This window comes from Stenotrophomonas sp. 80084_Sma (assembly GCF_056481995.1).
Genome location: NZ_CM151177.1, coordinates 240204 through 261997, shown reverse-complemented (window position 1 = coordinate 261997; position 21794 = coordinate 240204). Strand labels below are relative to the sequence as shown.

General features: G+C 66.4%; 26 protein-coding genes and 1 tRNA gene. 9 read left to right on the top strand and 18 right to left on the bottom strand.

Annotated features, from left to right (window positions below):
• Positions 1-37: 37 nt before the first annotated feature.
• The 3 genes from ACZK3W_RS01175 to ACZK3W_RS01165 form a co-directional block, all read right to left on the bottom strand.
• Positions 38-970 carry an MBL fold metallo-hydrolase gene (locus ACZK3W_RS01175; protein WP_478445317.1) on the bottom strand — a complete coding sequence of 311 codons (933 nt, stop codon included), beginning with the start codon at positions 968-970 and terminating at the stop codon, positions 38-40.
• Positions 971-1126: 156 nt separating this feature from the next.
• The gene (locus ACZK3W_RS01170; protein WP_065724234.1) at positions 1127-1429 is read right to left on the bottom strand and encodes a hypothetical protein; all 303 of its coding nucleotides are present in this window, start codon (positions 1427-1429) and stop codon (positions 1127-1129) included.
• Between the two features lie 167 nt (positions 1430-1596).
• Positions 1597-2889, bottom strand: a complete 1293-nt coding sequence (locus ACZK3W_RS01165; protein WP_478450313.1) for a tryptophan--tRNA ligase — start codon at positions 2887-2889, stop codon at positions 1597-1599.
• Positions 2890-2997: 108 nt separating this feature from the next.
• Here ACZK3W_RS01165 and ACZK3W_RS01160 point away from each other — a divergent pair, with 108 nt between their 5' ends.
• Entirely contained in the window at positions 2998-3798 is an 801-nt protein-coding gene (locus ACZK3W_RS01160; RefSeq protein ID WP_478450312.1) for a hypothetical protein, read from the top strand.
• 73 nt (positions 3799-3871) lie between these two features.
• On the opposite strand, the gene ACZK3W_RS01155 is transcribed toward ACZK3W_RS01160, so the two are convergent.
• The 3 genes from ACZK3W_RS01155 to rocF form a co-directional block, all read right to left on the bottom strand.
• Positions 3872-4093 (bottom strand): CsbD family protein, encoded by a 222-nt coding sequence (locus ACZK3W_RS01155; protein WP_004153772.1) that lies wholly within the window; start codon positions 4091-4093, stop codon positions 3872-3874.
• 202 nt (positions 4094-4295) lie between these two features.
• Positions 4296-4433, bottom strand: coding sequence for an entericidin A/B family lipoprotein (locus tag ACZK3W_RS01150; RefSeq protein WP_008266021.1), 138 nt, complete (start codon positions 4431-4433; stop codon positions 4296-4298).
• A gap of 162 nt (positions 4434-4595) precedes the next feature.
• Positions 4596-5516 (bottom strand): arginase, encoded by a 921-nt coding sequence (gene rocF / locus ACZK3W_RS01145; RefSeq protein ID WP_049462319.1) that lies wholly within the window; start codon positions 5514-5516, stop codon positions 4596-4598.
• Between the two features lie 131 nt (positions 5517-5647).
• Here rocF and ACZK3W_RS01140 point away from each other — a divergent pair, with 131 nt between their 5' ends.
• Complete coding sequence (locus ACZK3W_RS01140; RefSeq protein ID WP_317218394.1) at positions 5648-5995, top strand: hypothetical protein; 348 nt, start codon at positions 5648-5650, stop codon at positions 5993-5995.
• A 24-nt stretch (positions 5996-6019) separates the two neighbouring features.
• Here the strand turns inward: ACZK3W_RS01140 and ACZK3W_RS01135 are convergent, their stop codons facing one another.
• Both ACZK3W_RS01135 and ACZK3W_RS01130 read right to left on the bottom strand, forming a co-directional pair.
• A complete protein-coding gene (locus ACZK3W_RS01135) occupies positions 6020-6790 on the bottom strand; it encodes a DUF3011 domain-containing protein (RefSeq protein ID WP_317218395.1) in 771 nt (256 codons plus the stop codon).
• Positions 6791-7007: 217 nt separating this feature from the next.
• Positions 7008-7181 (bottom strand): hypothetical protein, encoded by a 174-nt coding sequence (locus ACZK3W_RS01130; RefSeq protein ID WP_478450311.1) that lies wholly within the window; start codon positions 7179-7181, stop codon positions 7008-7010.
• 204 nt (positions 7182-7385) lie between these two features.
• Here ACZK3W_RS01130 and ACZK3W_RS01125 point away from each other — a divergent pair, with 204 nt between their 5' ends.
• The 3 genes from ACZK3W_RS01125 to ACZK3W_RS01115 all read left to right on the top strand — a co-directional run bounded on the left by ACZK3W_RS01125 (position 7386) and on the right by ACZK3W_RS01115 (position 9459).
• A complete protein-coding gene (locus tag ACZK3W_RS01125; protein ID WP_317218396.1) occupies positions 7386-7790 on the top strand; it encodes a hypothetical protein in 405 nt (134 codons plus the stop codon).
• Positions 7791-8016: 226 nt separating this feature from the next.
• Positions 8017-8619, top strand: a complete 603-nt coding sequence (locus tag ACZK3W_RS01120) for a hypothetical protein (protein WP_152911148.1) — start codon at positions 8017-8019, stop codon at positions 8617-8619.
• Between the two features lie 54 nt (positions 8620-8673).
• The gene (locus tag ACZK3W_RS01115; RefSeq protein WP_478450310.1) at positions 8674-9459 is read left to right on the top strand and encodes a hypothetical protein; all 786 of its coding nucleotides are present in this window, start codon (positions 8674-8676) and stop codon (positions 9457-9459) included.
• 111 nt (positions 9460-9570) lie between these two features.
• Here ACZK3W_RS01115 and ACZK3W_RS01110 read toward each other — a convergent pair.
• The 4 genes from ACZK3W_RS01110 to birA all read right to left on the bottom strand — a co-directional run bounded on the left by ACZK3W_RS01110 (position 9571) and on the right by birA (position 12247).
• Positions 9571-9646, bottom strand: a tRNA-Thr gene (locus ACZK3W_RS01110).
• A gap of 40 nt (positions 9647-9686) precedes the next feature.
• Positions 9687-10541 (bottom strand): SPOR domain-containing protein, encoded by an 855-nt coding sequence (locus ACZK3W_RS01105; protein ID WP_478450309.1) that lies wholly within the window; start codon positions 10539-10541, stop codon positions 9687-9689.
• Positions 10542-10550: 9 nt separating this feature from the next.
• Positions 10551-11282 carry a type III pantothenate kinase gene (locus tag ACZK3W_RS01100; protein ID WP_012509777.1) on the bottom strand — a complete coding sequence of 244 codons (732 nt, stop codon included), beginning with the start codon at positions 11280-11282 and terminating at the stop codon, positions 10551-10553.
• Positions 11279-12247 (bottom strand): bifunctional biotin--[acetyl-CoA-carboxylase] ligase/biotin operon repressor BirA, encoded by a 969-nt coding sequence (birA, locus tag ACZK3W_RS01095; RefSeq protein ID WP_125895928.1) that lies wholly within the window; start codon positions 12245-12247, stop codon positions 11279-11281. The genes ACZK3W_RS01100 and birA overlap by 4 nt, the downstream gene beginning before the upstream one ends.
• Positions 12248-12391: 144 nt before the next feature.
• Between birA and ACZK3W_RS01090 the strand changes: the two genes are divergently transcribed.
• Together ACZK3W_RS01090 and ACZK3W_RS01085 are read left to right on the top strand one after the other, a co-directional pair.
• The gene (locus tag ACZK3W_RS01090; protein WP_125895929.1) at positions 12392-12670 is read left to right on the top strand and encodes a hypothetical protein; all 279 of its coding nucleotides are present in this window, start codon (positions 12392-12394) and stop codon (positions 12668-12670) included.
• Entirely contained in the window at positions 12637-13428 is a 792-nt protein-coding gene (locus ACZK3W_RS01085; protein WP_185749985.1) for a M90 family metallopeptidase, read from the top strand. The genes ACZK3W_RS01090 and ACZK3W_RS01085 overlap by 34 nt, the downstream gene beginning before the upstream one ends.
• 297 nt (positions 13429-13725) lie before the next feature.
• Here the strand turns inward: ACZK3W_RS01085 and ACZK3W_RS01080 are convergent, their stop codons facing one another.
• From ACZK3W_RS01080 to ACZK3W_RS01055, 6 genes are all read right to left on the bottom strand, one after another.
• Positions 13726-15150: an ATP-binding protein gene (locus ACZK3W_RS01080; RefSeq protein ID WP_032128221.1), complete on the bottom strand. Its 1425-nt coding sequence runs from the start codon at positions 15148-15150 to the stop codon at positions 13726-13728.
• A 25-nt stretch (positions 15151-15175) separates the two neighbouring features.
• Positions 15176-15859: a response regulator transcription factor gene (locus ACZK3W_RS01075; protein WP_004136763.1), complete on the bottom strand. Its 684-nt coding sequence runs from the start codon at positions 15857-15859 to the stop codon at positions 15176-15178.
• Positions 15860-15932: 73 nt separating this feature from the next.
• Positions 15933-16307 (bottom strand): hypothetical protein, encoded by a 375-nt coding sequence (locus ACZK3W_RS01070; RefSeq protein ID WP_005407693.1) that lies wholly within the window; start codon positions 16305-16307, stop codon positions 15933-15935.
• Between the two features lie 212 nt (positions 16308-16519).
• Positions 16520-17551: a tRNA dihydrouridine(20/20a) synthase DusA gene (gene dusA, locus ACZK3W_RS01065; RefSeq protein ID WP_293794165.1), complete on the bottom strand. Its 1032-nt coding sequence runs from the start codon at positions 17549-17551 to the stop codon at positions 16520-16522.
• 206 nt (positions 17552-17757) lie between these two features.
• Complete coding sequence (locus tag ACZK3W_RS01060) at positions 17758-18408, bottom strand: DUF6338 family protein (protein ID WP_049399849.1); 651 nt, start codon at positions 18406-18408, stop codon at positions 17758-17760.
• A gap of 144 nt (positions 18409-18552) precedes the next feature.
• Complete coding sequence (locus ACZK3W_RS01055) at positions 18553-20016, bottom strand: SulP family inorganic anion transporter (protein WP_125895196.1); 1464 nt, start codon at positions 20014-20016, stop codon at positions 18553-18555.
• Between the two features lie 242 nt (positions 20017-20258).
• Here ACZK3W_RS01055 and ACZK3W_RS01050 point away from each other — a divergent pair, with 242 nt between their 5' ends.
• Together ACZK3W_RS01050 and ACZK3W_RS01045 are read left to right on the top strand one after the other, a co-directional pair.
• Positions 20259-21215, top strand: coding sequence for a cation diffusion facilitator family transporter (locus tag ACZK3W_RS01050; RefSeq protein WP_032128195.1), 957 nt, complete (start codon positions 20259-20261; stop codon positions 21213-21215).
• Between the two features lie 111 nt (positions 21216-21326).
• Positions 21327-21752, top strand: a complete 426-nt coding sequence (locus tag ACZK3W_RS01045) for an organic hydroperoxide resistance protein (protein ID WP_065724136.1) — start codon at positions 21327-21329, stop codon at positions 21750-21752.
• The last annotated feature ends 42 nt before the right edge of the window (positions 21753-21794 follow it).

Genomic DNA, 21794 nt, shown 5'->3' with positions numbered 1-21794 from the left:
TGGCACACCGGATTCCCGCCGGCAGGGCGCGCCCAGGTCAGCGCGATACGCGGTCCAGCCAGCAGGCCAGGCCCTGCGCGTTGAGTTCGATGTCCATCGCCAGAACAGCGGTCACCGCGGCATCGTCCAGCGCACAGCCATGCAGCTGTGCACGTTCCAGGTACAGCGCCTGCAGCGCAGCCAGCAGGCAGCGGTGGCGGTCCGGTCGGCCATCGCACTGGCGGCCGATGGCGGCCATCGCATCGATCTGCTCGAACAGGTCGTCGGCCAGTTTCTCCACCTGTTCCACACGACCGTAGTGGGTCAGGTACATCGCTTGCGGCGCGTAATCGAGCATGCGCCGGATCGAGGCCTTCATCGCCTCCGGATCGAACTGCACCGGCGATGAGGTGGGGAAGATGAAAGCACCCTGCGCACTGTCCAGCTCACGGTAGGAGATACCGAACGTATCGCCGGTGAACCAGCTGCGGCTGCGCGCATCCCACACGCAGTAGTGGTGCAGCGCGTGGCCCGGGGTATGCAGCAGCACCAGCTCGCGGCCGGCCAGATCGATGCGGTGGCCGTCTTCGGCCACCACCACACGGTGCTCCGGAATCGCCTCGATGCGGCCATAGCTGCGCGCGATCTCTTCGGCGCCATATACCGCCGTGGCACCCGCAATCAGGCGGGTCGGATCGATCATGTGCGGCGCACCGCGCGGGTGCAGCACCGCCTTCGCATTCGGCAACTGCTGCATCAGCAGGCCTGCACCGCCTGCATGATCCAGATGCACGTGGGTGAGCAGCAGCCAGTCCACCGCCTCCACGCCCAGGCCGGCCTCCGCCAGCGCCTGCAGCATCGCCGGCACCGACAGGCCGGTACCGCAGTCGACGAACGCAGCGCGGCCGTTTTCAACGATCAGGTACGCCGCGTCGAAATCCGGGCGCTGGAAGCCGGTATCGATGGTGTGGATGCTGGGGTCGGCGGTCATCGGCACGCACCTGGCAGGATCGGGAACAGACCCCCATGGTAGGCGCGCAGGCGGCCCGGGTTCGATGCGGCTTTGGTCGGGTAGTGCCGGCCGCTGGCCGGCAACCTCGGGATAGCCAGGAGAATGCATGTGCCGGCCAGCGGCCGGCACTACCGATCAGCCGGAGCGCAATGCGAACCGCGGCCGCAGCAACAGGGCCAACACCAGCACCGCCAGGAACGCGCCGTAGGCGTACAGCACCGCCAGCACCTGCGGCCAGATCGGGCCGGCGCCCGGCTGCACCACGCCAATGCGGTAGCCCCACAGCATCGACACGATGCTCAGCGCGAATGCGAGCACCAGGGTGGTGCTGTCGAACAGGCGCCGCCGCGCGGTGCGCGGCTGGCGCGGGAACAGCCAGTACAGGCTGCCCAGCAGCAGGAACCAGGGCAGGAACAGCAGCAGCGACAACCAGGCCATCGCAGACTCCATGTCATCGCGCCGGAGGCGCGCGGACATCATGCCATGACCTTCGTTCACGGGTAGTGCCGGCCGCTGGCCGGCGTTTTCCTATGCAGTGCCGTGGTAGTGCCGGCCGCTGGCCGGCATTTCCTATGCAGTTGCCGGCCAGCGGCCGGCACTACCCCTTACGCTTCGCGCAGCATGGCCAGGGCAGCCAGCACGGCGTCCACCTCGGCGTCCAGCTTGAACAGCTCGCTCTGCAGCTGGTCACCCTGCTCGGCCTGCTTGATCACCGCGATCAGCTGGCCCGCATCGCGCGGCGAATCGAAGCCTTCGCTCTGGATCAGCAGCGTGCCGTCACCAGCGGTCAGCTTGAAGTAGAAGCGGCCATCCTTTTCGCGGTACTGCTTGAACAGCGGCGGTGCCACGCGGGCCACGCCGGCATCCTCGCTGGCGATATCGCCCGCGCTGGACAGATCACGCAGGCCGACCGCATGGCGCAGCTCGTCCAGCAGCGGTGCCGCCAGCTGCTCGCGCAGCTGCTGGCCACGGCGCTTGAGCAGCGCCTCGATCTTCTCCGGCTCGGCCATCAGCGCGTTGTAGCGCTCGCGCAGCGGCGAGAGCTCGCTGTCGATGCGCTCGAACAGCTGCTGCTTGGCATCGCCCCAGCTGATGCCGGCAGCGAACGCCTTGGCGAATTCCGCGGTCTGTTCCGGGGTGGCGAACGCCTGGTACATCTGGAACAGCGCCGAGCCCTCGGTGTCCTTCGGCTCGCCGGGTGCGCGCGAGTCGGTCAGGATCGAGAACACCAGCTTCTTCAGCTCCTCGCGCGGCACGAACAGCGGAATGGTGTTGTGGTAGCTCTTGCTCATCTTGCGGCCATCCAGGCCCGCCAGCGTCGCCACCTGCTCGTCGATCACCACGTCCGGCAGCGGGAAGTACTCCTTGCCGTACACATGGTTGAAGCGCTGGGCGAAGTCGCGCGCCATCTCGATGTGCTGGATCTGGTCGCGGCCCACCGGCACCTGGTTGGCCCTGAAGATCAGGATGTCGGCGGCCATCAGCACCGGGTACATGAACAGGCCGGCGCTGACGCCTGCATCCTCGTCCACGCCTTCCTCGCGGTTCTTGTCCACGGCCGCCTTGTAGGCATGCGCGCGGTTGAGGATGCCCTTGCTGGCGATGGCGGTCAGGAACCACATCAGCTCGGTGGTCTCGCGGATGTCGCTCTGGCGGTAGAACCACACGTGTTCCGGGTCCAGCCCGCAGGCCAGCCAGCTGGCCGCGATCTCCAGGGTCGCGCGCTGGGTGCGCTGCGGGTCCTGCGACTTGATCAGGCTGTGCAGGTCGGCCAGGAAGAAGAAGCTCTCGATCCCCGGCGCGCGGCTGGCCGCGATGGCCGGACGGATGGCGCCAACGTAGTTGCCCAGGTGGGGCGTGCCGGAGGGGGTGATGCCGGTAAGGACTCGGGTCGTCATGACTGCGTGGGGTAACCTTCGATGAACGGGGCCAGTTTACCTTGCACGCCACCAACCCCGTCAGGGCCTGCGGCGCGTTCATTCACGCAACCCCGCTGGAGACGCCCGATGAAACGCCTGCTGCCCCTGCTGCTGATCCTGCCCCTGGCCGGCTTCCGCCCGGCCCCGATGCCGCCGCCGGTGTACGAGGGCGGCCCCGTGCGCATGGCCCTGGTCGACCGCAACCGCGGCACCGAACTGCGCAGCTACCCCGCCGAGGGCCAGCGCTGGGTGGCCGGCGAGCGCGGCCACCGCTACGCCGTGCGCCTGTACAACGACAGCCCGCGCCGGGTGCTGGTGGTGCTGTCGGTGGACGGCGTCAACGCCATCTCCGGCGAAGATGCCGATCCCTCGCAGACCGGCTACGTGCTCAATCCCGGCCAGCGCGCCGACATCACCGGCTGGCGCAAGAGCCAGGACGAAGTGGCGCAGTTCGTGTTCAGCAGCCCCAGCGGCAGTTATGCCAGCCGCACCGGCCGCCCGGACAACATCGGCGTGGTGGGCGTGGCGGTGTTCGAGGAAGCGCGCCGCTGGTACCCGCAACCGATCCTGCGCCGTGGCCTGCCGCTGCCAGCCCCGGCGGCGGAAGCGTCGGCCGATGCCAGCGCGAGCAGCAGCCGCATCGAGGGCTATTCCAGCAAGTCGCAGGCGCCAGCGCTGGGCACCGGCCACGGTGCTCGCGAGCAGTCTTCGGTGCGCGATACCGACTTCGAACGCGCCAGCCGCAGCCCCGCACAGGTACTGCAGCTGCGTTACGACAGCGCCCGCAACCTGCGCGCACGCGGCATCCTGGTGGATTCGCCCTCGCGCCTGCCGCGCGAGCCGCAGGCGTTCCCGAACCGCTATGTGCCGGACCCGCCGGCGCGCTGATCGTCCCGCCCAGACAACACAACGCCCGCAACCTCTCGGTGCGGGCGTTGTGTTGTGGGGGAAACCGAAGTGCTTACTTGTAGTCCGGGTAGTCCTTGCTCACGGCGTCCTGGAACTCACGCACTTCCTTCTCCGCGCGGTCCTTGGCCCAGCCATAACGTTCCTGCAGGCGACCGGCCAGATACTCGGCATTGCCTTCGGCCACATCGAAGTCGTCGTTGGTCAGATCGCCCCACTTGGCCTGGGCCTTGCCCTTCAGCTGCGACCACTTGCCGGAAATGATGTCTTTGTTCATTGCTGGGAGTCCTTGGTTGCAACGGCGTTCTTACCGTGGCTCCAGCTTCGCGCAGCGGCTGTTGAATACCGGTCAACCAGCAATGAAATAGATGCTCACCTGCTTGAATGGTTCACTCCGCTTCGACAGCACGCAGCGAAAAGCACGCACAAAAAAGGCCGGGGAAATCCCCGGCCTTTTCTCTTTCCGTTCCGTGCAGGGCTCAACGGCCCTTCGCGGTGTCCTCGACCTTCTCGCCCGCCTTCTGCACGTCCTTGCCGGCACCGGCAATGGTGTTGCAGCCGGCCAGCAGGGCCACCGAGAACATCGACAACAGCATCAGGGCAACTACGCGCTTCATGGGCTTCTCCTTGGGTTTGCCGCTACACCGCTTCATTCGCGGATGGGATTGTTTCGCTCGGCGGGAGAAGGCCAACGCCCACCACCGCCGCGTGAAGTGCAATCTGGCGGCAGTGGCGTGGAGCGGGCGTGAACGGATCACAGATCCGTTCAGGCGGCGCCGTCAGTCACGCATCAGGGTGGACTTGCCGAACAGGCTTTCGACCAGGTCCACGGCCAGTTCGGCGGTGGCATTCTGCTTGTCCAGCAAGGGGTTGAGCTCGACGATGTCCAGCGAACCCATGCGCCCGGTGTCGGCGATCATCTCCATCACCAGCTGCGCCTCGCGGTAGTTCACCCCGCCCGGCACAGTGGTGCCCACGCCCGGCGCGATGCTCGGGTCCAGGAAGTCCACATCGAAACTGACATGCAGGTGGGTGTTCTCGTCGATGCCGGCCAGTGCGGCTTCCACCGCGCGCTTCATGCCGTTCTCGTCGATGTAGCGCATGTCATAGACATCCACCTTGTGGGTCTTGATGAGGCGCTTCTCGTCCGGGTCCACCGAACGGATGCCGATCTGGTGCATCTGCGCCGGGGTGATCGCTGGCACGGTGCCGCCGAGGCGGGTCAACGCATCCGGGCCGAGGCCGCACAGGCAGGCCACCGGCATGCCGTGGATGTTGCCCGACGGGGTCACGTCGCTGGTGTTGAAATCCGAATGGGCATCCAGCCACAGCACGCGCAGGGTCTTGCCCTGTTCGCGGCACCAGCGCGCCACGGCGGTGATCGAACCAATGCCCAGGCAGTGGTCGCCACCGAGCATGATCGGCATGCGGCCAGCCTGCAGTTCGGCGTAGCTGGCTTCCATCAGTGCATGGTTCCACGCCACCACTTCATCCAGGTGGCGGTAACCCTCGACCGGGGCGGTCCACGGGTTGCGCGGGCCGTCCAGGTTGCCCAGGTCGCGCACGTCCACGCCGCGCGCCTCCAGCGCCTCCGGCAGGCCCGCCACGCGCAGCGCTTCCGGGCCAAGCCGGGCACCACGATGGCCCGCACCCACGTCGGTGGGAACGCCAATCAGGGATACGGAAATGGGATGGGCCATGGGTGCCTCCTGCGGGGGGAAAAAGAAGCACAGTCTAGCCAGAGCTGTGTGACACCACTCGCGGCGGTGCAGCAGGGCATTGGCATGGCATGATGCCGCGCGGACCCGACCGTCCTTCATGGAAGATTGCGATGTCGCCCTTCATCAATACCGCGTGGCCACGCTTTTTCACCGTGGCGCTGCCCATCGCCGTTTTCGCAGTTTTTTTGAGCAACTCGATCGATGCATCGCCGAATGGCTGGCTGATGCAGGCGACGCTGCTGGTGGTGCCGTTCTCGATCCTGGTATTCCTCGGGTTGGGTTGGCAGCGTCTGCGCAAGGCACACGCTGAAGATCCAATCCTGAAGAGCGAACTGCAGCGGATGCTGACGGCGTTGATCGGCAATGTGAAGGTGGCCGCGCTGTGGTTCGGCCTGACCGTCGTCGGCATGTTCGCTCTGATGCTGATATGGGTGTTGCTGCGAACATCAGGCGGCTGACGGAGGTCCCAGCCTGCGACGAACTCAACCGCCGCGGCGGCGAACCGGCGTCACGCTCTGCACCTGGCCGTTGTTGCGCATCATGCACAGGAAGCGGCCATCGGGATAATCGATGATGAGTTCCTGGTAATCGCTGCCCACCGGCATCTGGGTCACCAGCGTGCCCTGCGCGCCCTTGCGCATGTTGCAGGAACCCAGCGCGGTATCGCCCGCCGGCGCGCTGTTGGCCGCCTTGGACACATTGCGGAACACCGCGCGGCACCCGCCATTGACCCACACCGAATGCCGCGACAGGCCCCAGTTCTGGCCTTGTTCGCAACGGGTGTGGCTGAGCTGGCGCTCGATTTCCACGTTGCCACGGGTATCCATGTCGCACGACACCTGGCGCTGGTCGGTGGACTCGCAGGTGACTTCGCGCGGTAGTGCCGTGTCGTTGTCGTCATCGTGGCGACGGTGGTCGCGATGTTCAGACGATGCGGGCGTTCCGCTGACAATGACCTGGCAGATGCCATTGGCGCCGTCTCGGCCGGTGTAGCTGATCTGCGGCGTGCCTTCATCGTTGCGGCTGATCGACAGGGTGATGCCGCTGTTGGCATCGCGTGCTTCGAAGTAGCGATCGTTGAAGCGCTTTAGCGTGGCCTCGCGGCCCTGCACGTAGACCGGTCCGCCATCGTCGGCGTGCACATCGATGCCGCCCGGGCAGCTGGCGTTGAAGAACGGTACCGCCGCCATGGCCGGCGCCATGAAGGCGGTGGACAACAGTGCGACGGTGGGCGGCAGGGCATGGCGACGCATGTGCTTATCCCGAAAGGGCCCAGGGGGGGCTTGTGGCGGCAGTATGCGGTAGGGCGCTGCGGGCTGTCCGTGAGGATTATCAAGATCCGCGTGGCGCGCGCGGGGATTCATGTCTGATAGGGTGTTCTTGGAGCTTTGCCGGGACGGTTAAGCCAGCTTTACTTCCTGGGCCATGAAGGGTTGTGCGACAGCAAGACGCACCAGGATTCGTCGTTGGCTACAGCTCGGCGCGATATGTCGCTTCTGGCATTGCAATGCCCGAAACGGGCCAAACGCGATAGTTCATTTTTCCTTTCAGATCACCCGATGCCATCGAAACAAACGACTGGCAGGCGGTGATTTCACGTGCGCATGATGAATCGCCACCTGCAAAGGTGGTCGGGTCTTCCAAGCCCGCGTAATCGATGCTGTATACGCTTGCCAGCCGGCGCCGTCTTCCCAAGAGCGGCGCCGGCTGGCAATCCGTTCGCCGATCGACGGCGGGCGGTGCGTGGGGGCCCCGTGCCCGCCGGCTCATCGATTCCCGGTCTTGGAAGCCACGCATCGCCCGCCACCCTATCGTGGCGGCACCTCTGTTCCTGACGAGGATGCCCGCATGTCCAACGCCCATCACCCGTACCTGACCGCAATCCTGGGCGAGGCCGCCCTGCGCCTGCCGCCGGAACTGGCGCAGCCGTTGGAAGCGGCCTTCGCCGCTGCGAACGAGGCACCCGCGCCAATCAACCTGCCCAGCTGCCTGCAACGCATCCGCGCCGGTGATGCCGCCGACGGACAGCCGTGGACGGGGCCCGCCAGCACACCCGGCCAGGCCGTGGCCGCCGCACGCCGGCACCGCGCTGCGGTTGGCCTGGTGTCGCTGCTGGAGCTGTATCACGCCGCTGAGCGCGTGCGCGTAGACGGGGAAGAGAAAGACGATATCGGCGATGGTGCGCGCGAGGGGCTGATATTGGCCTGCCGTGGTTTGGCGGAGTATGTGGCGTTGCAGGTGGGTGGGAGGTAGCTGGCGAGAGCTTCTGCACAAACGCCCGGATTCTACTTCGCTGTGGAATGCTTCCTTGCACTCGCACACGCGCCTCATTTCCGAGAGTGATACTCGACGACACCGACGGATACTCAATTCCAAGACCGAAGTCACATCTACCTCTGTCGATCTCATTTCAACTGCTCCGCGTGGTTTCGAAACCACGGTGGACCACGCATCCTTCTAGACCAAGGAGAGATCTAGCATGAGAATGAATTCCAAGAGCATACTGGCCGCCTCCACTATCGCATTGGGAAGCGCACTTCTGTTCACAGGTTGCACCCTGAAGAGTGTTCGAGCTTATGGCGAGTGCAGTGGAAAACAAGCAGGTGGCGGAGAGTGCAAGGCGGGTATGGAAGTTATCTGGGAAGGGGACGGTGGTGGGAAGAGGAGCATCTACAACTCCCTGCTCTCGTCTCTCAGCGTACTCCCAGATGCCGCGACGTTTGAGCTGGATACATCCGGATCAACCATACCGTATCCTGCCACGGGCAATGCGATACTCCGGGTAAAGAACGTCGCTACCGGCGCAATCAGCGCGTCCCAAACGTTTTCATGGGTCAGGACAGGCACCGTGATCCGAGTTGCGGATCCTAACGCGGTGAATGCCTGGATATACGCAAATGTGGGCAATGGCGATGCCTTGAGCTACGACCTGCTCCCCTTCCATTCGGCATACGGAAATGGCCCGCAGGTTATCGCTGGGCAAGCCAAACAGGAAGGCATTACCAAGGCGAGCTACTACCTGGAGTTCGAAGGACGGGATTGCGTCAACCACCCGTCGCCGCACTTGTGCATGGAGATGTAGTAAACAACAGGAGGTGCGGGTGCACCTTGAGCACCCGCACCTTTGGGAGAAGCGATGAAAGGAGTCGTACTCGCCGCATTCGCCGCCTCCATCCTGGCAGGCTGCGCCACAACGATTGGATTTCCACAAGGCATCCCTCCGGATGGCTATACCGAGCTGGTGTCCACGCCTCTCGGGCCATTCCGCTACTTCCGGTCTCTCTCCATTGTTCCAGGGCACAAGGACCTGCCCGCTCTGGAATCGTTTCACTGCACCAACACCCAGCACGGAATCCTGCTCTTGATGGCTGCAGGATCACAGATTGACGTTGCCGATACCTGTACGCGCATTGATGCAGCAGCGAAATTCTCCGAATCATGGATAGAAGCAAAGGCGAACAGATACCGGATTCTTCTCGTGCCAATGGATACCGCCGCGACGATACAGTCGCGTGCTTTGGGATCGTTCTCGGGTGGGAAGACATTGGCACTTGCGGCTTCGATACATGACGACCGCGGACGGACAGTTGCAAACCTTGTCGATCTGGTCGCACACGAGACATTCCATGCGCTGGGTCATGCCACAAGGCACCCTCAGGCGCTTGATGAACGCGTCGCCTACTACGCCGGGCTCTGCGCACAGCTTCAGGTAAATGGCGTTGTTCGAGAGGATTCGCTGCCTGGAGCCGCCATCGGCACGGACGACGCTGCAGTGCAGCTGTCTTCGCAAGCAGCCTATCGTGTCCGTCTCGAGACCTATCCCCTTCTCGTCGATGGCCGCATTCGAATGAATGAACAGTCTGGCGAACGTATGCTCCAGCGTTGCAACCAACTCAGAAGGGGTCTTACGAGGTCGCGTTGAACACGCCTGCAGACCCGCATTCTTTCCGGAACGGCAACGCACAAAAAAACCCGCTATTTCAGCGGGTTGATTGTTCCCCGTAGACATGTGCGGATGCCAAGGGATCGAAGATGGTGCCGCTTATCCGAATCGAACGGATGACCTACTGTTTACAAGACAGTTGCTCTACCAACTGAGCTAAAGCGGCAAGGTTGGATCACCGGCGGCAGCGCCGCGGTGGGGGGATTCTAGCGCAACCGCGTGCATTCCAGCGACCGGCTCTGTGCCGCGCCGCTGCGCTGCTGGGCCTGGGCCGGCTGCGTGCCCGCCGCCAGCTGCCCTTCCAGCCACCACTGGCCGGCGTCGCCGCTGGCGACCAGGCGCGGCTGGAAGCCGGCGGCCTGCACCGCCGCCATGCGGCGCTCGGCGCCTTCGCGATTGCGGTACTGGCCCAGCGCCACGGCGTTGATGTCCTCGCCCTGGCTGATGATGTAGTAGTCGCTCAGGCCGGCGGCGACGATACGCTTCACCGTAGCTTGGGCTTCTTCGCGGCTGGCGGCGGCCGGCAGCATCACCCGGAAACGGGCGCTGCCACTGGCAGCGGGCTGTTCGCGCAGGCGCACCTGGCCGAGCAGCGCGCCGACCTTGCCTTGCGCGCTGCTCGCGGCGGCGCGGTCGGCGAACGGGCCCAGCGCGATGCAGCGCGGTGGCTCCGCGGCCACGGGCGGGGTTACGGGTTTTTCCGGCGCCGGGGCCGGTGCAGGCGGCGTTACCGGCTTGGCAGCGCCAGCAACCGGCGTAGCCTCAGCCACCTGCGGCTTGGCAACATCTGGCTGGGCCGGCACGGCCGGTGCAGGCGCGGGCGTCGCAGCCACAACCGTCTTCGTGGCCGGTTCGCGTTCCACCAGCGGCGCGGTCGGGGCGGCGGCAGTGGCCTCGGCGGCCGCAGCGGCATCCACGCCACCGGGCACCCACCGCAGCTCGGCTACGCCAGCCGGTTGCGGCGGCGGCGCGGGCGGTTGCGGTGCATCGCGCAGCAGCCACCAGCAGGCGACGCCAAGATTGAGGATGGCCAGTACGACGATCAGGGCACGGGTCAGCATGCGCGGATACTAGCCTGCGGGCTGGTGCACCGCCCAGCGGGCGAGGCCATCCAGCACCAGCGAGGGGTGGTAGTCGGCGCCGGGCAGCAACGGCATCAGCGCCGGTGCGCCGCCACCGTGCACCAGCAGCGACGGTGCCACGCCCAGCAGCGCATGCGCCTGCTGCGCGCTGCGTTCGATCAGCGCCACGGCGGCGCCATCGCAGCCGGAGGCCAGCGCATCGGCGGTGTCGTTGGCGAACTCGCTGTAGTCACCCCCGGTGGCCGGCAACTGCACGGCACGCGCGTGCAGCGCTTCGCGCATGGTGGTGGGCGACGCGGAAATGCGCCCGCCGTGATGCTGGCCATTGGCGTCAAGGAGATCAATCGTCAGTGCGGTGCCCACGCCGACCACCAGCACCGGGCGCTGCGCCTTGGCCGCAGCCAGCAGGGCCAGGAAGCGGTCGACGCCGAACTTTTCCGGCTTGGCATAGGCAATGCGCACGCCCGCGCATTCGGCGCTGGTGCGCACCACGTGCACGTGTTCGAAGCGGCGCTGTAGCTGGTCCAGCATGGCGCTGGTCAGCGACGGTGCGGCCACGCTGGCCACGAACGCGGTGGTGCCGCTGGGCAGGCTGTGCGGCGGCTGCCCGGCCATGCCTTCGGCGCCGTGCGCCCAGGCCTGTACGTCGCCGGCGCGGTCACCCTGCAACGGCGCGAACTTGAAGCGCGAGTTGCCGAGGTCGAACAACCAATCGCTCATGCCGCCCTCACGCTGACTTCGCCGGCGTGCAGCAGGCGTTCCTGGCCATCAATGCGCACGCGCAGCGCGCCGTCATCGGCCAGGCCAAGTGCGGTGCCGTGCTGCCACTGCCCGTCCAGTTCCACGCGCACTTCGCGGCCGGCCAGCATGTCGAAGGCGGCGTAGCGCGGCAGGAACGGAGCGAGGCCTTCGCGATCGAATTCTTCCAGCGCCGGCAGCAGCCGCGTCAGCACGGCAGCAACGACCACGTTGCGGTCCACCGGCTTGCCAGCCAGCGTATCCAGGTCTACCCACGGCTGGGTGATCTGCTCGGCGAACGACGGCGGCATGTGCGTGTTGATGCCGATGCCGATCACCGCGCGCGCCGGGCCGGCGTACTCGCCACCGCCTTCTGCGAGCAGGCCGACCAGCTTGCGCTTGCCATCGACGATCAGGTCGTTCGGCCACTTCAGCTGCGCCTGGGTGTAGCCCAGGTCGTGCAGCGCTTCGGCCACGGCGATACCGGCCACCAGGCTCAGCCCGGCCAGGCGGCCGAGGCCACCGGAGTACAGGCGCAGCACCGACAGGTAGATATGCGCGGCCAGCGGCGAGGCCCAAGCACGGCCGCGACGGCCACGGCCGCCGGTCTGGCGTTCGGCCAGCAGAACGCTCACCCCGCGCTGGGGCGCGCTGCAACGCAGCAATTCGGCGTTGGTCGAGTCCACCGTCCAGGCCACCTGCAGCTCGTGCAGCAGGGTCTGGACGTCGGCAGGCAAGCCGGCGCGGATCGCGTCCGGGTCCAGCAGGTCGACCGGACGGGTCAGGCCATAGCCTTCGCCAGCACGGCCCTCGATGTCCACACCGGCGGCCCTAAGTCCTTGAATACGCTTCCAAATGGCCGCCCGGGTCTGGCCCAGCTCACGGGCCAGGGCGTCGCCGGACAGGCGACCGGCAGCGAGTTTGGCCAGCAATTGGCGATCGTCCACGGCAGCTTCCACGAAGTCAGGAAGGAATTATGCGGGAAAGCCGCCAGCGACGCCCGCCACGCTGGGTTCCGCGGGGGCTTCCAACGGGGCGCCGGGTTCGGGCTAGAATCGGGAACTCACCCTCCCTTAACGTGGATGTCGTCAATGCGCCGTTATGCCCATTGCCTGATCCTGCTGCTGATGCCCTTCGCGGCGTCTGCGACGGCAGCGCTGGACGACAGCCGTGGGGCCTGCGTGTCCTCCAATGGCGATGCCGCCTCGCAGCGCGCGCCCACCGCCAGCGCATCGGCCGCCAGTACCAAGGCGGCGCCGGTACGCCCGGCGGCCAGCACCACCACCGGTGGCGGTGGCAGCGACGACGACGTGCTGCCGCGCATCCGCGCGCCGAAGTGGCACAGCTACCTGCCGGGAATGTTCCGCTGATCAAGTCGTTGCTGCAGTGGCTGCGGCCTGCGCCGCGGCCGATCGACGATGCACTTTGGGAAGACGCCTGCCGTCGCGCGGCGTGGCTGCACGGACTGGACGACGAACGCCGCGCGCGCCTGCGTGTGCTGACCACGCGCTTCCTGCATGAGAAGACCATTACCCCGATTGGTGAGCTGCAGCTGCAGGCCGGCGATGGCGTGCTGCTGGCCGCGCTGTGCTGCCTGCCGCTGCTGCAATTCGGCGAGGTGGGACTGGAAGGCTGGTCGCAGCTGATCGTCTACCCGGATGCATTCCGCGTGCACCGCAGCCACATGGATGCGGCCGGCGTGCTGCACGAGTGGGATGACGAACTGATTGGCGAATCGTGGGACAGCGGACCGTTGATCCTGTCCTGGGCCGACGTGCAGGCCGACCTGGCCGCGCCACACGAGGGCTACTGCGTGGCGGTGCACGAGATGGTGCACAAGCTGGATGCACTGGATGGTGCGATGGACGGCACGCCGCCGCTGCCGCGCGCATGGCAGCGCGAGTGGGCGGCCACGTTCCAGCAGGCTTACGATGCCTTCTGTGCCCAGGTCGATGCGGGCGAAGAAACGCTGATCGATCCGTATGCGGCCGAGGCACCGGAAGAATTCTTCGCGGTGACCAGCGAGTACCACTTCTCCGCGCCGGATCTGCTGCAGCAGGCGTTGCCGGACGTCGCTGCGCAACTGCGGCGGTTCTATGGCAAGCCGCCGACGATCGAAACACGGTAGTGCCGGTCGCTGGCCGGCACCTTGGCAATGCCACCGAAGATCATGAGGTTGCCGGCCAGCGGCCGGCACTACCGGAACACCACGCGTTATTGCGCAGGCGATGGCCGGCGGACGGGAACGCGCGGCTGCGGCGGTTCTATGGCGAGCCGCCGGCGATCGAAACACGGTAGTGCCGGCCGCTGGCCGGCACCTTGGCAATGCCACCGAAGTTCATGAGGTTGCCGGCCAGCGGCCGGCACTACCGGAGCACTACGCGCTGTTGTGCCAGGCGATGCCCGGCGGACAGGAACGCGCGAGTTACGGCCCCGGCGGCAGGCGCACTTCGAAACGGGCGCCGCCCAGTTCCTCGGAGCGGCCCACAGCCAGTTCACCGCGATAATCCTTGATAAGGTCCTGCACGATCGACAGGCCGATGCCGTGGCCCTGCACGCGCTCGTCGCCACGCACGCCACGCTGCAGCACCTTGCCGATGTCGTCCGGGGCGATGCCCGGGCCATCGTCGTCCACCGCCAGCAGCAGGCCGGCGCGGCGCGCGTTCGGTGCCGGCAGCGGCTGCGCGGTCAGCAGCACGCGGCGGTTGGCCCACTTGAAGGCATTCTCCAGCAGGTTGCCCAGCAGTTCCTGCAGGTCACCCGGTTCGCCGTGGAAGCGTGCGGCCGGGTCGATATCGAATTCGCACAGCACGCCCTTCGAGGCATAGACCTTTTCCAGGCCACGCACGATTTCCTCGGCGTTGGATTCGATCGGCAGCGGCGCGGAGAACAGCTTGTGGCCCGACGACGCAGCACGTGCCAGCTGGTAGGAGACCAGGTTGTTCATGCGCTGCAGCTGCACGTCCAGCTCCTCGCGCAGCGCACCATCGCCCGCGCCGCTGTCCATCTGCGTGCGCAGCACCGCAATGGGCGTCTTCAGGCTGTGCGCCAGGTCGGCCAGGGTATTGCGCTGACGCTCGAGGTTCTCGCGCTCGCTTTCAATGAAGGCGTTGATGCTGTCGGTCAGGGGTTCCAGCTCGCGCGGGTGGCGCTCGCTCATGCGCGCGGTCTCGCCACGCTGCACCTTGGTCAGCTCGGTGATCACGCGACGCAGGGGCCGCAGGCTCCACTGCAGGATGACGGTCTGCAGCAACAGTAGGATCAGGCCGATGCCGCCCAGGTAGAACCAGACCCGGCCACGGAACACACGCAGCTGCGCACCCAGCGCGCGCGAGTCTTCCATCACATAGATGGTGTACGGGAATTCGGTAGCGGGGTCGGCGTCGGCGTCCCACACCAGGCCCAGGCCGTACCGGTACACCGAGCCCTGGCTGCCGTCGATCTGGATCATCGGCAACGGGCCTTCGAACACTTCCTGGCGTGGCGCCAGCAGGCCGCCGCCGACGGTGGGCAGCATCGGGCCTTCGGCGGACATCGAATTGCCCTTGCCGTGCGGCATCACCACCTGCAGGTACAGGCCACTGCCCGGCACGTCGAAGCGCGAATCCGGCGGCTGCTCGCGGATGTACAGCGAGCGGTCGCGGGTGAAGTCGATGCCGGCCGCGTAGGCCGTCGCGTAGTTCTTCAGGCGCTCACGCAGGTTCGCCTTCGCCGTATCGGCGAAGGCGGCATCGAGCGCGTAACCGGCCAGTGCCAGGAACGCGACCAGGCCCACGGACGCGGCGAGCATCTGGCGCGCCTGCAGTGAGCGCGGCCGCCAGCGTCGGAAGAACCACAGACGGCCGGACATCGTGTTATCGCCAGGGTGAGCCGGCTCAGCCCTCGTTGCGCGGGATCGCGAAACGGTAGCCGCGACCGCGCACGGTCTCGATCGGCTTCAGCTCGCCATCCGGGTCCAGCTTCTTGCGCAGGCGGCCGATGAAGACTTCCAGCACGTTCGAGTCGCGGTCGAAGTCCTGCTGGTAGATGTGCTCGGTGAGGTCGGCCTTGGAGACCAGTTCACCGGCGTGCATCATCAGGTACTCCAGCACCTTGTACTCGTAGCTGGTGAGGTCGACATTGCTGCCGGCCACGCTAACGGTCTGGGCAGCCAGATCCAGGGCGACCGGGCCGCATTCCAGCGTCGGCTTGCTCCAGCCAGCGGCGCGGCGCAGCAGCGCGTTGACACGGGCCAGCAGTTCTTCGACGTGGAACGGCTTGACCAGGTAATCATCGGCGCCTTGCTTCAGGCCTTCGACCTTGTCCTGCCAGCTCGAACGCGCGGTCAGGATCAGCACCGGGAATTTCTTGCCTTCGTCACGCAGGGCCTTGATCAGCTCCATGCCCGACATCTTGGGCAGGCCGAGGTCGATGATGCCGACATCGAACGGAACTTCGCGCCCCATGTAGAGGCCTTCCTCGCCGTCCTGCGCAGCATCGACGGCAAAGCCTTCGCGCTTGAGCCGGGCTGCCAGGGTCTCACGCAGCGGGGCTTCGTCTTCGACCAGAAGGATACGCATGAACTCTCCCTAGTGTCCTGGGTGTGGCCCGGAGGCCTGTGGGGTACGGGTTGATAGCGACGACTATCCCTGTTCAGGGGTTATCGCCGCGTAGTGATGACATATCCGACCGCGGCGTGCGCGGCTGTGAACGCGACGGCGCGGGGTCGTCCATGTAGCGGACCCGGCCCCGATCGTCCATGTACTTCACCCGGTTGATATCACGACCGTCGAACGGCACGCGCTCGGCGCCGAGGATGTGGCCGCCGGTGGTGCGCTGCACGCGGCGCACGGCATCGGACAGCGAACGCTCGTCGCCACGGCCACCGCGCTCGCCCCGCTCCATCATCTCCGCCCGCCCCTGGTCGCCGCGCGGCGGCTGTTGCGCCAGCGCCGAAGACAGCGGCGCAGCCGCCAGCACCACGCAGGTGGCCAGGGCAATGCGGCGATGGAAGGGAGCGGAAGACATCGATGCGATCCTAGCCGAGCACGGCGATTCGTTCAAAAGTCGTAAATCCGGCGCCGGGTTCGAAACCCAGCGTTTTACAAATCTTTTGCAAATTCTTGGTTTACAGCGGTGAATCCGGTCTGAACTTTTCCGGCCCTGCGCCCGAGTCGTTCAGCTAAGTGAACATTCGGGACGAATCGCCGTCCCTTGTCAAGTCAGGAATGTGACTGCGGTCACGCTGCGGCGCGATCAGCTTCGCGGTCGGTGACCGCCAGAGCCTGTTCGATCAGGCTCCAGCCGGCGCCCGGACGGTGTGCGCCCTCGCTCAGCACCTGGCGGAATGCGCGGCCGCCGGGCTGGCCGTGGAACAGGCCGAGCACGTGGCGGGTGATGTGCTTCAGCGCCAGGCCTTCGCCCAGCCGCGCCTCGATGTAGGGGCGCATCGCGCGCAGCAGATCGCCACGGGCCTGCAGCGGGACGCCGGTGTGCAGCGCGTCCAGCTGATGCAGCAGGTAGGGGTCGTGGTAAGCCGCACGGCCCAGCATCACGCCATCGACGTGCGCGGCCTGCGCCTGCACCGCCTCGAGGCTGGCCAGTCCACCGTTGATCACCACCGGCAGTGCCGGGCGCTCCTGCTTCAGGCGGTAGGCCCAGTCGTACTTCAGCGGCGGAACCTCGCGGTTCTCCTTCGGCGACAGGCCCTTCAGCCACGCGTTGCGCGCGTGCACCACCACCATCGCCGCACCGGCGGCAACCTGGCAGTCGACGAAGCTGGCAAACACGTCGTAGTCGTTGTCCTCGTCCACGCCCAGGCGGCACTTCACCGTCACCGGGATATCAACCGCGTCGACCATCGCCGCGACGCACTTGGCCACCAGCGCCGGCTCGCGCATCAGGCACGCGCCAAAACGCCCGGCCTGCACGCGATCAGACGGGCAGCCGCAGTTGAGGTTGACCTCGTCATAACCCCATTCGGCGGCGATGCGGGCGGCCTGCGCCAGCAGCGCTGGATCACTGCCACCCAATTGCAGGGCCAGCGGCTGTTCGCTGCGGTCGAAGCCGAGCAGGCGCTCGCGATCGCCGTGGATGACCGCGTTGGCGTGCACCATTTCCGTGTACAGGCGCGCGCCCGGCGCCAGCACGCGATGGAACACGCGGCAATGGCGGTCCGTCCAGTCCATCATCGGGGCAACGGACAGGCGCAGGGAATCGGCGTAACGGGCGGTGGCGGACGTCATCGGGGCATTGATCGTGGAGACTGGCATTGCCAGTGAGATCAATAGTTTACACCGGGCGGCTGAATGCGCCCGGTCAGCCGCGCGGCGAGCGCCGGTTGGGCCCGGCTCCGGCTGGCGGCCGGGGCGGGCTGGGCGGTGGCGGCGGACGCTTCCTGCCCTCGGGGAGCTTGGGGTTCGCGTTCTCCATGGATACGACCAACTGGTCCAGTGGTGGGTTGGAACCCTTCCTCAACTTAGCCATCGTCTGTCTCCTGGAGAATCTCGACCCACTGCACATCCACTGCGTGAATCAGTATGCCATCGAGCTGCGGAAGCTCGACCACGGCGGGGCTGGCCACGGGATCCGCTGCTGGATCGGCACCTTCATCGGGTGGATCCGCATCCACCAGCCAGGCCGGCATCTGCATGTAGAACTGTCCCGCAGCGGGGCTGATCGGCCACTCCTTGGGGTAGCCGGTCAATCGACGGCCATCCTTCAATTGCAGCACCACGAAGGCAGGACGCGTACCCAGCACGCAGTACCACTCGCTCGGGTGGGATGTCCTCGTGGTGAAGCCTGCACGACGGAGAACCCTGTGGAGGGAATCCTTGTTCGCAGCGAGGGCCAATCCTGCCCCCAGCAGTGCGGCGAGGACAAAACCCCATAGCAGGCTGCTGGTCTCGGTCCAGGTCCCCAGCACAAAGCAGCGACCCGCCAGCAGGAGCATCAGTTCGGTGAACTTCACCAGCACCTGGACCGCGAAGGTGAACACCAACGCTTCCACGGTCCGTTCGAACTGCGGCGGCTTGGGATGGGATGTCAGCCCATAGAACACCCATGCAGACAGGAAACCCGGCAGCAGAAAGGTCAGCAGCGTGGTGGCGTTGTTGAAGAGCGAATCCATTCCGGCAGAAGTACTCCGTCGTGAGGATCACAACGGAGCACGATCGCGGCGATTCTTCCACCTTGGGTGGGGTTCACAGGCTGAAGATGCAGCAACCGCAACAGCGGCCATGGCGTTGCAGTTGCTCCACGAGAGCCGATAGCGTCAATGCGCGCTGCCAGCAGCGCCTTTGCCACCCACCTGTTCAATGAGGGTCTGGCTGGCCGCATTGAGCCCCACCACCGTCACCTCCGCCCCATGCGCGGCCAGCTTTTCCTGCGCCCGCTCCAGCGCGGCCACGGCAGTCAGGTCCCACAGGTGCGCATCGCGCAGATCAATCTGTACCTTCGGCGCCACGTGCTGGTAATCGAACGCCGCACCCAGCTGCCCTGCCGAGGCAAAGAACACCTGCCCACGCACGCGGTAGACCTGGGTGTCACCGGCATCGTCGCGCTGCACGTCCAGCATGCGGCCGACCTTGCGTGCGAAGAACAGGGCCGACAGCAGCACACCGCTGAGCACGCCCTTGGCCAGATCATGGGTGGCCACGGTGACCACCACGGTCAGCAGCATCACCGCGGAGGAACTACGCGGATGCGTGCGCAGGTCGCGCAGCGAGCGCCAGCTGAAGGTGCCGATGCTGACCATGATCATCACCGCCACCAGCGCCGCCATCGGGATCTGCCGCACCAGATCGCTGCCGTACACCACCAGCACCAGCAGGAACACGCCGGCCACCAGGCAGGACAGGCGGCCGCGGCCACCGGAGGTCACGTTGATCACCGACTGGCCGATCATCGCGCAGCCGGCCATGCCGCCGAGGAAGCCGGTCACCGTGTTCGCCACGCCCTGGCCGACACATTCGCGGTTGCGCTCGCTGGGCGTCTCGGTGATGTCCTCGACGATCTGCAGGGTCATCATCGATTCGAGCAGGCCGACCACGGCCAGCGTGGCCGACACCGGCAGCAGGATGCGCAGCGTTTCCCAGGTGAGCGGCACATCGGGAATGAGGAAATGCGGCAGGCTGTCAGGCAACTGGCCCATGTCACCGACGCTGCGTACGTCAACGCCGAAGCCGATCACCACGGCGGTCAGCACCACAATGGCCACCAGCGGTGATGGCACGGCGCGGGTGAGGCGTGGCAACAGGTAGATGATCGCCAGCGCGGCGGCGCACAGCACATAGACCGTAGGACCGCGACCGATCAGCTCGGGCATCTGCGCCAGGAAGATCAGGATCGCCAGCGCGTTGACGAAGCCGGTGATGACCGAGCGCGAGACGAAGCGCATCAACGAGCCGAGCTTGAACACGCCGGCCAGCACCTGCAGCAGGCCGGCCAGGATGCTGGCGGCGAACAGGTACTGCAGGCCATGGTCCTTGACCAGGTCGACCATCACCAGCGCCATCGCACCGGTGGCGGCGGAGATCATGCCAGGGCGGCCGCCAGCAATGGCAGTGATGACGGCAATCGAGAACGCGGCGTACAGGCCAACCTTGGGGTCGACGCCGGCAATGAGCGAGAACGCGATGGCTTCGGGAATCAGGGCCAGGGCGACGACGATGCCGGACAGCAGGTCGCCACGGATGTTGCCGAGCCATTGCTGGCGCAGGGGGTAGGACGTTTGCATGGGAAAGCTCCGCGCACAGGCGGGCGTGGCCGCATGGCGCTGCAGTGGAAAGACACGGGTTCCTGAGCCGGGCGGGCCGGCTGCCGATGTGCGGCAAGGGTCAGGGTGGCGTGATCACTGCAGGCGGGCGTCGGTACGTGGGAGGGGCGCAGTCTACGGGAAGCGGCCCCACGGGGGTAGCGCGGTTGGCCGGCGAAGGCAGCGAAAGGCAGCGGAGCCTGGCTCCGCTCTACAATTGAACCATGGCCGCCAACCGCCCGCAGTTCTTCGACCCCGCCACCGAACAGGGCGTGCTGCGCCTGTCGATCGCCGCCTCGCTGCTGCTGGCCGCCGCCGCAGTGGTGTTCGGCCTGCTGGCCAATTCCTCGCTGATCATCTTCGACGGCATCTACGGCCTGATCGACGTGGTAATGACCTGGCTGTCGCTGCTGGTGGCGCGGTTGATCGCGCTGTCCACGCAGACCGACGCCCTGCAGTCGCGGCTCAACCAGCGCTTCACCATGGGCTTCTGGCACCTGGAGCCGATCGTGCTGGGGGTGAGCGGCACGCTGATGATCGGCGCGGCGCTGTATGCGCTGGTCAATGCGGTGGACGCGTTGATGTCCGGGGGCCGCCACATCGCCCTCGGCCCGGCCATTGCCTTCGCCGGGCTGTCGATCGTGGGCGAAGGCGCGCTGGCCTGGTTCATCCTGCGCGCCAACCGCCGCATCGGCTCGGAGTTCATCGCATTGGACGCGAAGAACTGGGTGATCGCGGCCAGCATGTCGGCCTGCTACCTGCTGGCTTTCCTCGGCGGCGTACTGGTGCAGGGCACGTCGCTGGCGTGGGTCGGGCCGTACATCGACCCGGCCATCCTCGCCTTCGTCTGCGTGCTGGTGATGATCGCCCCGCTCGGCACGGTGCGCCGGGCGCTGGCCGGCATCCTGCTGGTCACCCCGCCGGAACTGCAGGCCCATGTGGATGCAGTGGCACGCGGGATCGTGGCCAAGCACGGCTTCGTCGAGCACCGCAGCTACGTGGCCCAGGTGGGGCGTGGCGAGCAGATCGAGCTGTTCTTCGTGGTACCGGAAAACGACCCGCCGCGGCCCCTGGTGGAATGGGACCAGCTGCGCGACGAGATCGGCGATGCACTGGGCGAGGCCTCGCCGGACCGCTGGCTGACCATCATGTTCACCACCGACCGCGAGTGGACGATCTAGGCCAGCAGGACGATCGATCAAGTTTTTCGTACGCATTGCAACCCAACGTACGCAGAAACCGGGCAAAGTAGGCTCCAACGCAACACCCACCCACCGACCAGGAGCATCCCGATGTCCATCGAAAAGGTTCTGTACACCGCCCAGGCCACCTCCACCGGCGGCCGTGAAGGCCGTTCCGTCTCCTCCGACAACGTGCTGGATATCCAGCTGTCGACCCCGCGCGAGCTGGGCGGCGCCGGCGGCCCGGGCACCAACCCGGAACAGCTGTTCGCCGCCGGCTACTCGGCCTGCTTCCTGGGCGCGCTGAAGTTCGTGGCCGGCCAGGCCAAGGTCGCGCTGCCGGCCGACACCACCGTGACCGGCAAGGTCGGCATCGGCCAGATCCCGACCGGTTTCGGCATCGAAGCCGAGCTGACCATCAACGTGCCGGGCGTGCCGCGCGAGCAGGTGGAAGATCTGGTGCAGAAGGCGCACATCGTGTGCCCGTACTCCAACGCCACCCGCGGCAACATCGACGTGACGCTGATCGTTGCCTGATGCGGTGATGCCGGCCAGCGGCCGGCACTACCACTGCAGAAA

Excerpts from the sequence above, each read along its gene's own strand:
- ACZK3W_RS01175 (WP_478445317.1), bottom strand. The coding sequence starts at position 970 with ATGACCGCCGACCCCAGCATCCACACCATCGATACCGGCTTCCAGCGC.
- ACZK3W_RS01100 (WP_012509777.1), bottom strand. The coding sequence starts at position 11,282 with ATGAGCGATTGGTTGTTCGACCTCGGCAACTCGCGCTTCAAGTTCGCG.
- ACZK3W_RS01135 (WP_317218395.1), bottom strand. The coding sequence starts at position 6,790 with ATGCGTCGCCATGCCCTGCCGCCCACCGTCGCACTGTTGTCCACCGCC.
- ACZK3W_RS01070 (WP_005407693.1), bottom strand. The coding sequence starts at position 16,307 with ATGTCTTCCGCTCCCTTCCATCGCCGCATTGCCCTGGCCACCTGCGTG.
- ACZK3W_RS01155 (WP_004153772.1), bottom strand. The coding sequence starts at position 4,093 with ATGAACAAAGACATCATTTCCGGCAAGTGGTCGCAGCTGAAGGGCAAG.
- ACZK3W_RS01055 (WP_125895196.1), bottom strand. The coding sequence starts at position 20,016 with ATGCAAACGTCCTACCCCCTGCGCCAGCAATGGCTCGGCAACATCCGT.
- dusA (WP_293794165.1), bottom strand. The coding sequence starts at position 17,551 with ATGCCAGTCTCCACGATCAATGCCCCGATGACGTCCGCCACCGCCCGT.
- ACZK3W_RS01080 (WP_032128221.1), bottom strand. The coding sequence starts at position 15,150 with ATGTCCGGCCGTCTGTGGTTCTTCCGACGCTGGCGGCCGCGCTCACTG.
- ACZK3W_RS01160 (WP_478450312.1), top strand. The coding sequence starts at position 2,998 with ATGAAACGCCTGCTGCCCCTGCTGCTGATCCTGCCCCTGGCCGGCTTC.
- ACZK3W_RS01140 (WP_317218394.1), top strand. The coding sequence starts at position 5,648 with ATGTCGCCCTTCATCAATACCGCGTGGCCACGCTTTTTCACCGTGGCG.
- ACZK3W_RS01090 (WP_125895929.1), top strand. The coding sequence starts at position 12,392 with ATGCGCCGTTATGCCCATTGCCTGATCCTGCTGCTGATGCCCTTCGCG.
- ACZK3W_RS01115 (WP_478450310.1), top strand. The coding sequence starts at position 8,674 with ATGAAAGGAGTCGTACTCGCCGCATTCGCCGCCTCCATCCTGGCAGGC.
- ACZK3W_RS01165 (WP_478450313.1), bottom strand. The coding sequence starts at position 2,889 with ATGACGACCCGAGTCCTTACCGGCATCACCCCCTCCGGCACGCCCCAC.
- ACZK3W_RS01045 (WP_065724136.1), top strand. The coding sequence starts at position 21,327 with ATGTCCATCGAAAAGGTTCTGTACACCGCCCAGGCCACCTCCACCGGC.
- ACZK3W_RS01120 (WP_152911148.1), top strand. The coding sequence starts at position 8,017 with ATGAGAATGAATTCCAAGAGCATACTGGCCGCCTCCACTATCGCATTG.
- ACZK3W_RS01060 (WP_049399849.1), bottom strand. The coding sequence starts at position 18,408 with ATGGATTCGCTCTTCAACAACGCCACCACGCTGCTGACCTTTCTGCTG.
- ACZK3W_RS01075 (WP_004136763.1), bottom strand. The coding sequence starts at position 15,859 with ATGCGTATCCTTCTGGTCGAAGACGAAGCCCCGCTGCGTGAGACCCTG.
- ACZK3W_RS01170 (WP_065724234.1), bottom strand. The coding sequence starts at position 1,429 with ATGGCCTGGTTGTCGCTGCTGCTGTTCCTGCCCTGGTTCCTGCTGCTG.
- ACZK3W_RS01050 (WP_032128195.1), top strand. The coding sequence starts at position 20,259 with ATGGCCGCCAACCGCCCGCAGTTCTTCGACCCCGCCACCGAACAGGGC.
- ACZK3W_RS01150 (WP_008266021.1), bottom strand. The coding sequence starts at position 4,433 with ATGAAGCGCGTAGTTGCCCTGATGCTGTTGTCGATGTTCTCGGTGGCC.
- ACZK3W_RS01125 (WP_317218396.1), top strand. The coding sequence starts at position 7,386 with ATGTCCAACGCCCATCACCCGTACCTGACCGCAATCCTGGGCGAGGCC.
- rocF (WP_049462319.1), bottom strand. The coding sequence starts at position 5,516 with ATGGCCCATCCCATTTCCGTATCCCTGATTGGCGTTCCCACCGACGTG.
- ACZK3W_RS01105 (WP_478450309.1), bottom strand. The coding sequence starts at position 10,541 with ATGCTGACCCGTGCCCTGATCGTCGTACTGGCCATCCTCAATCTTGGC.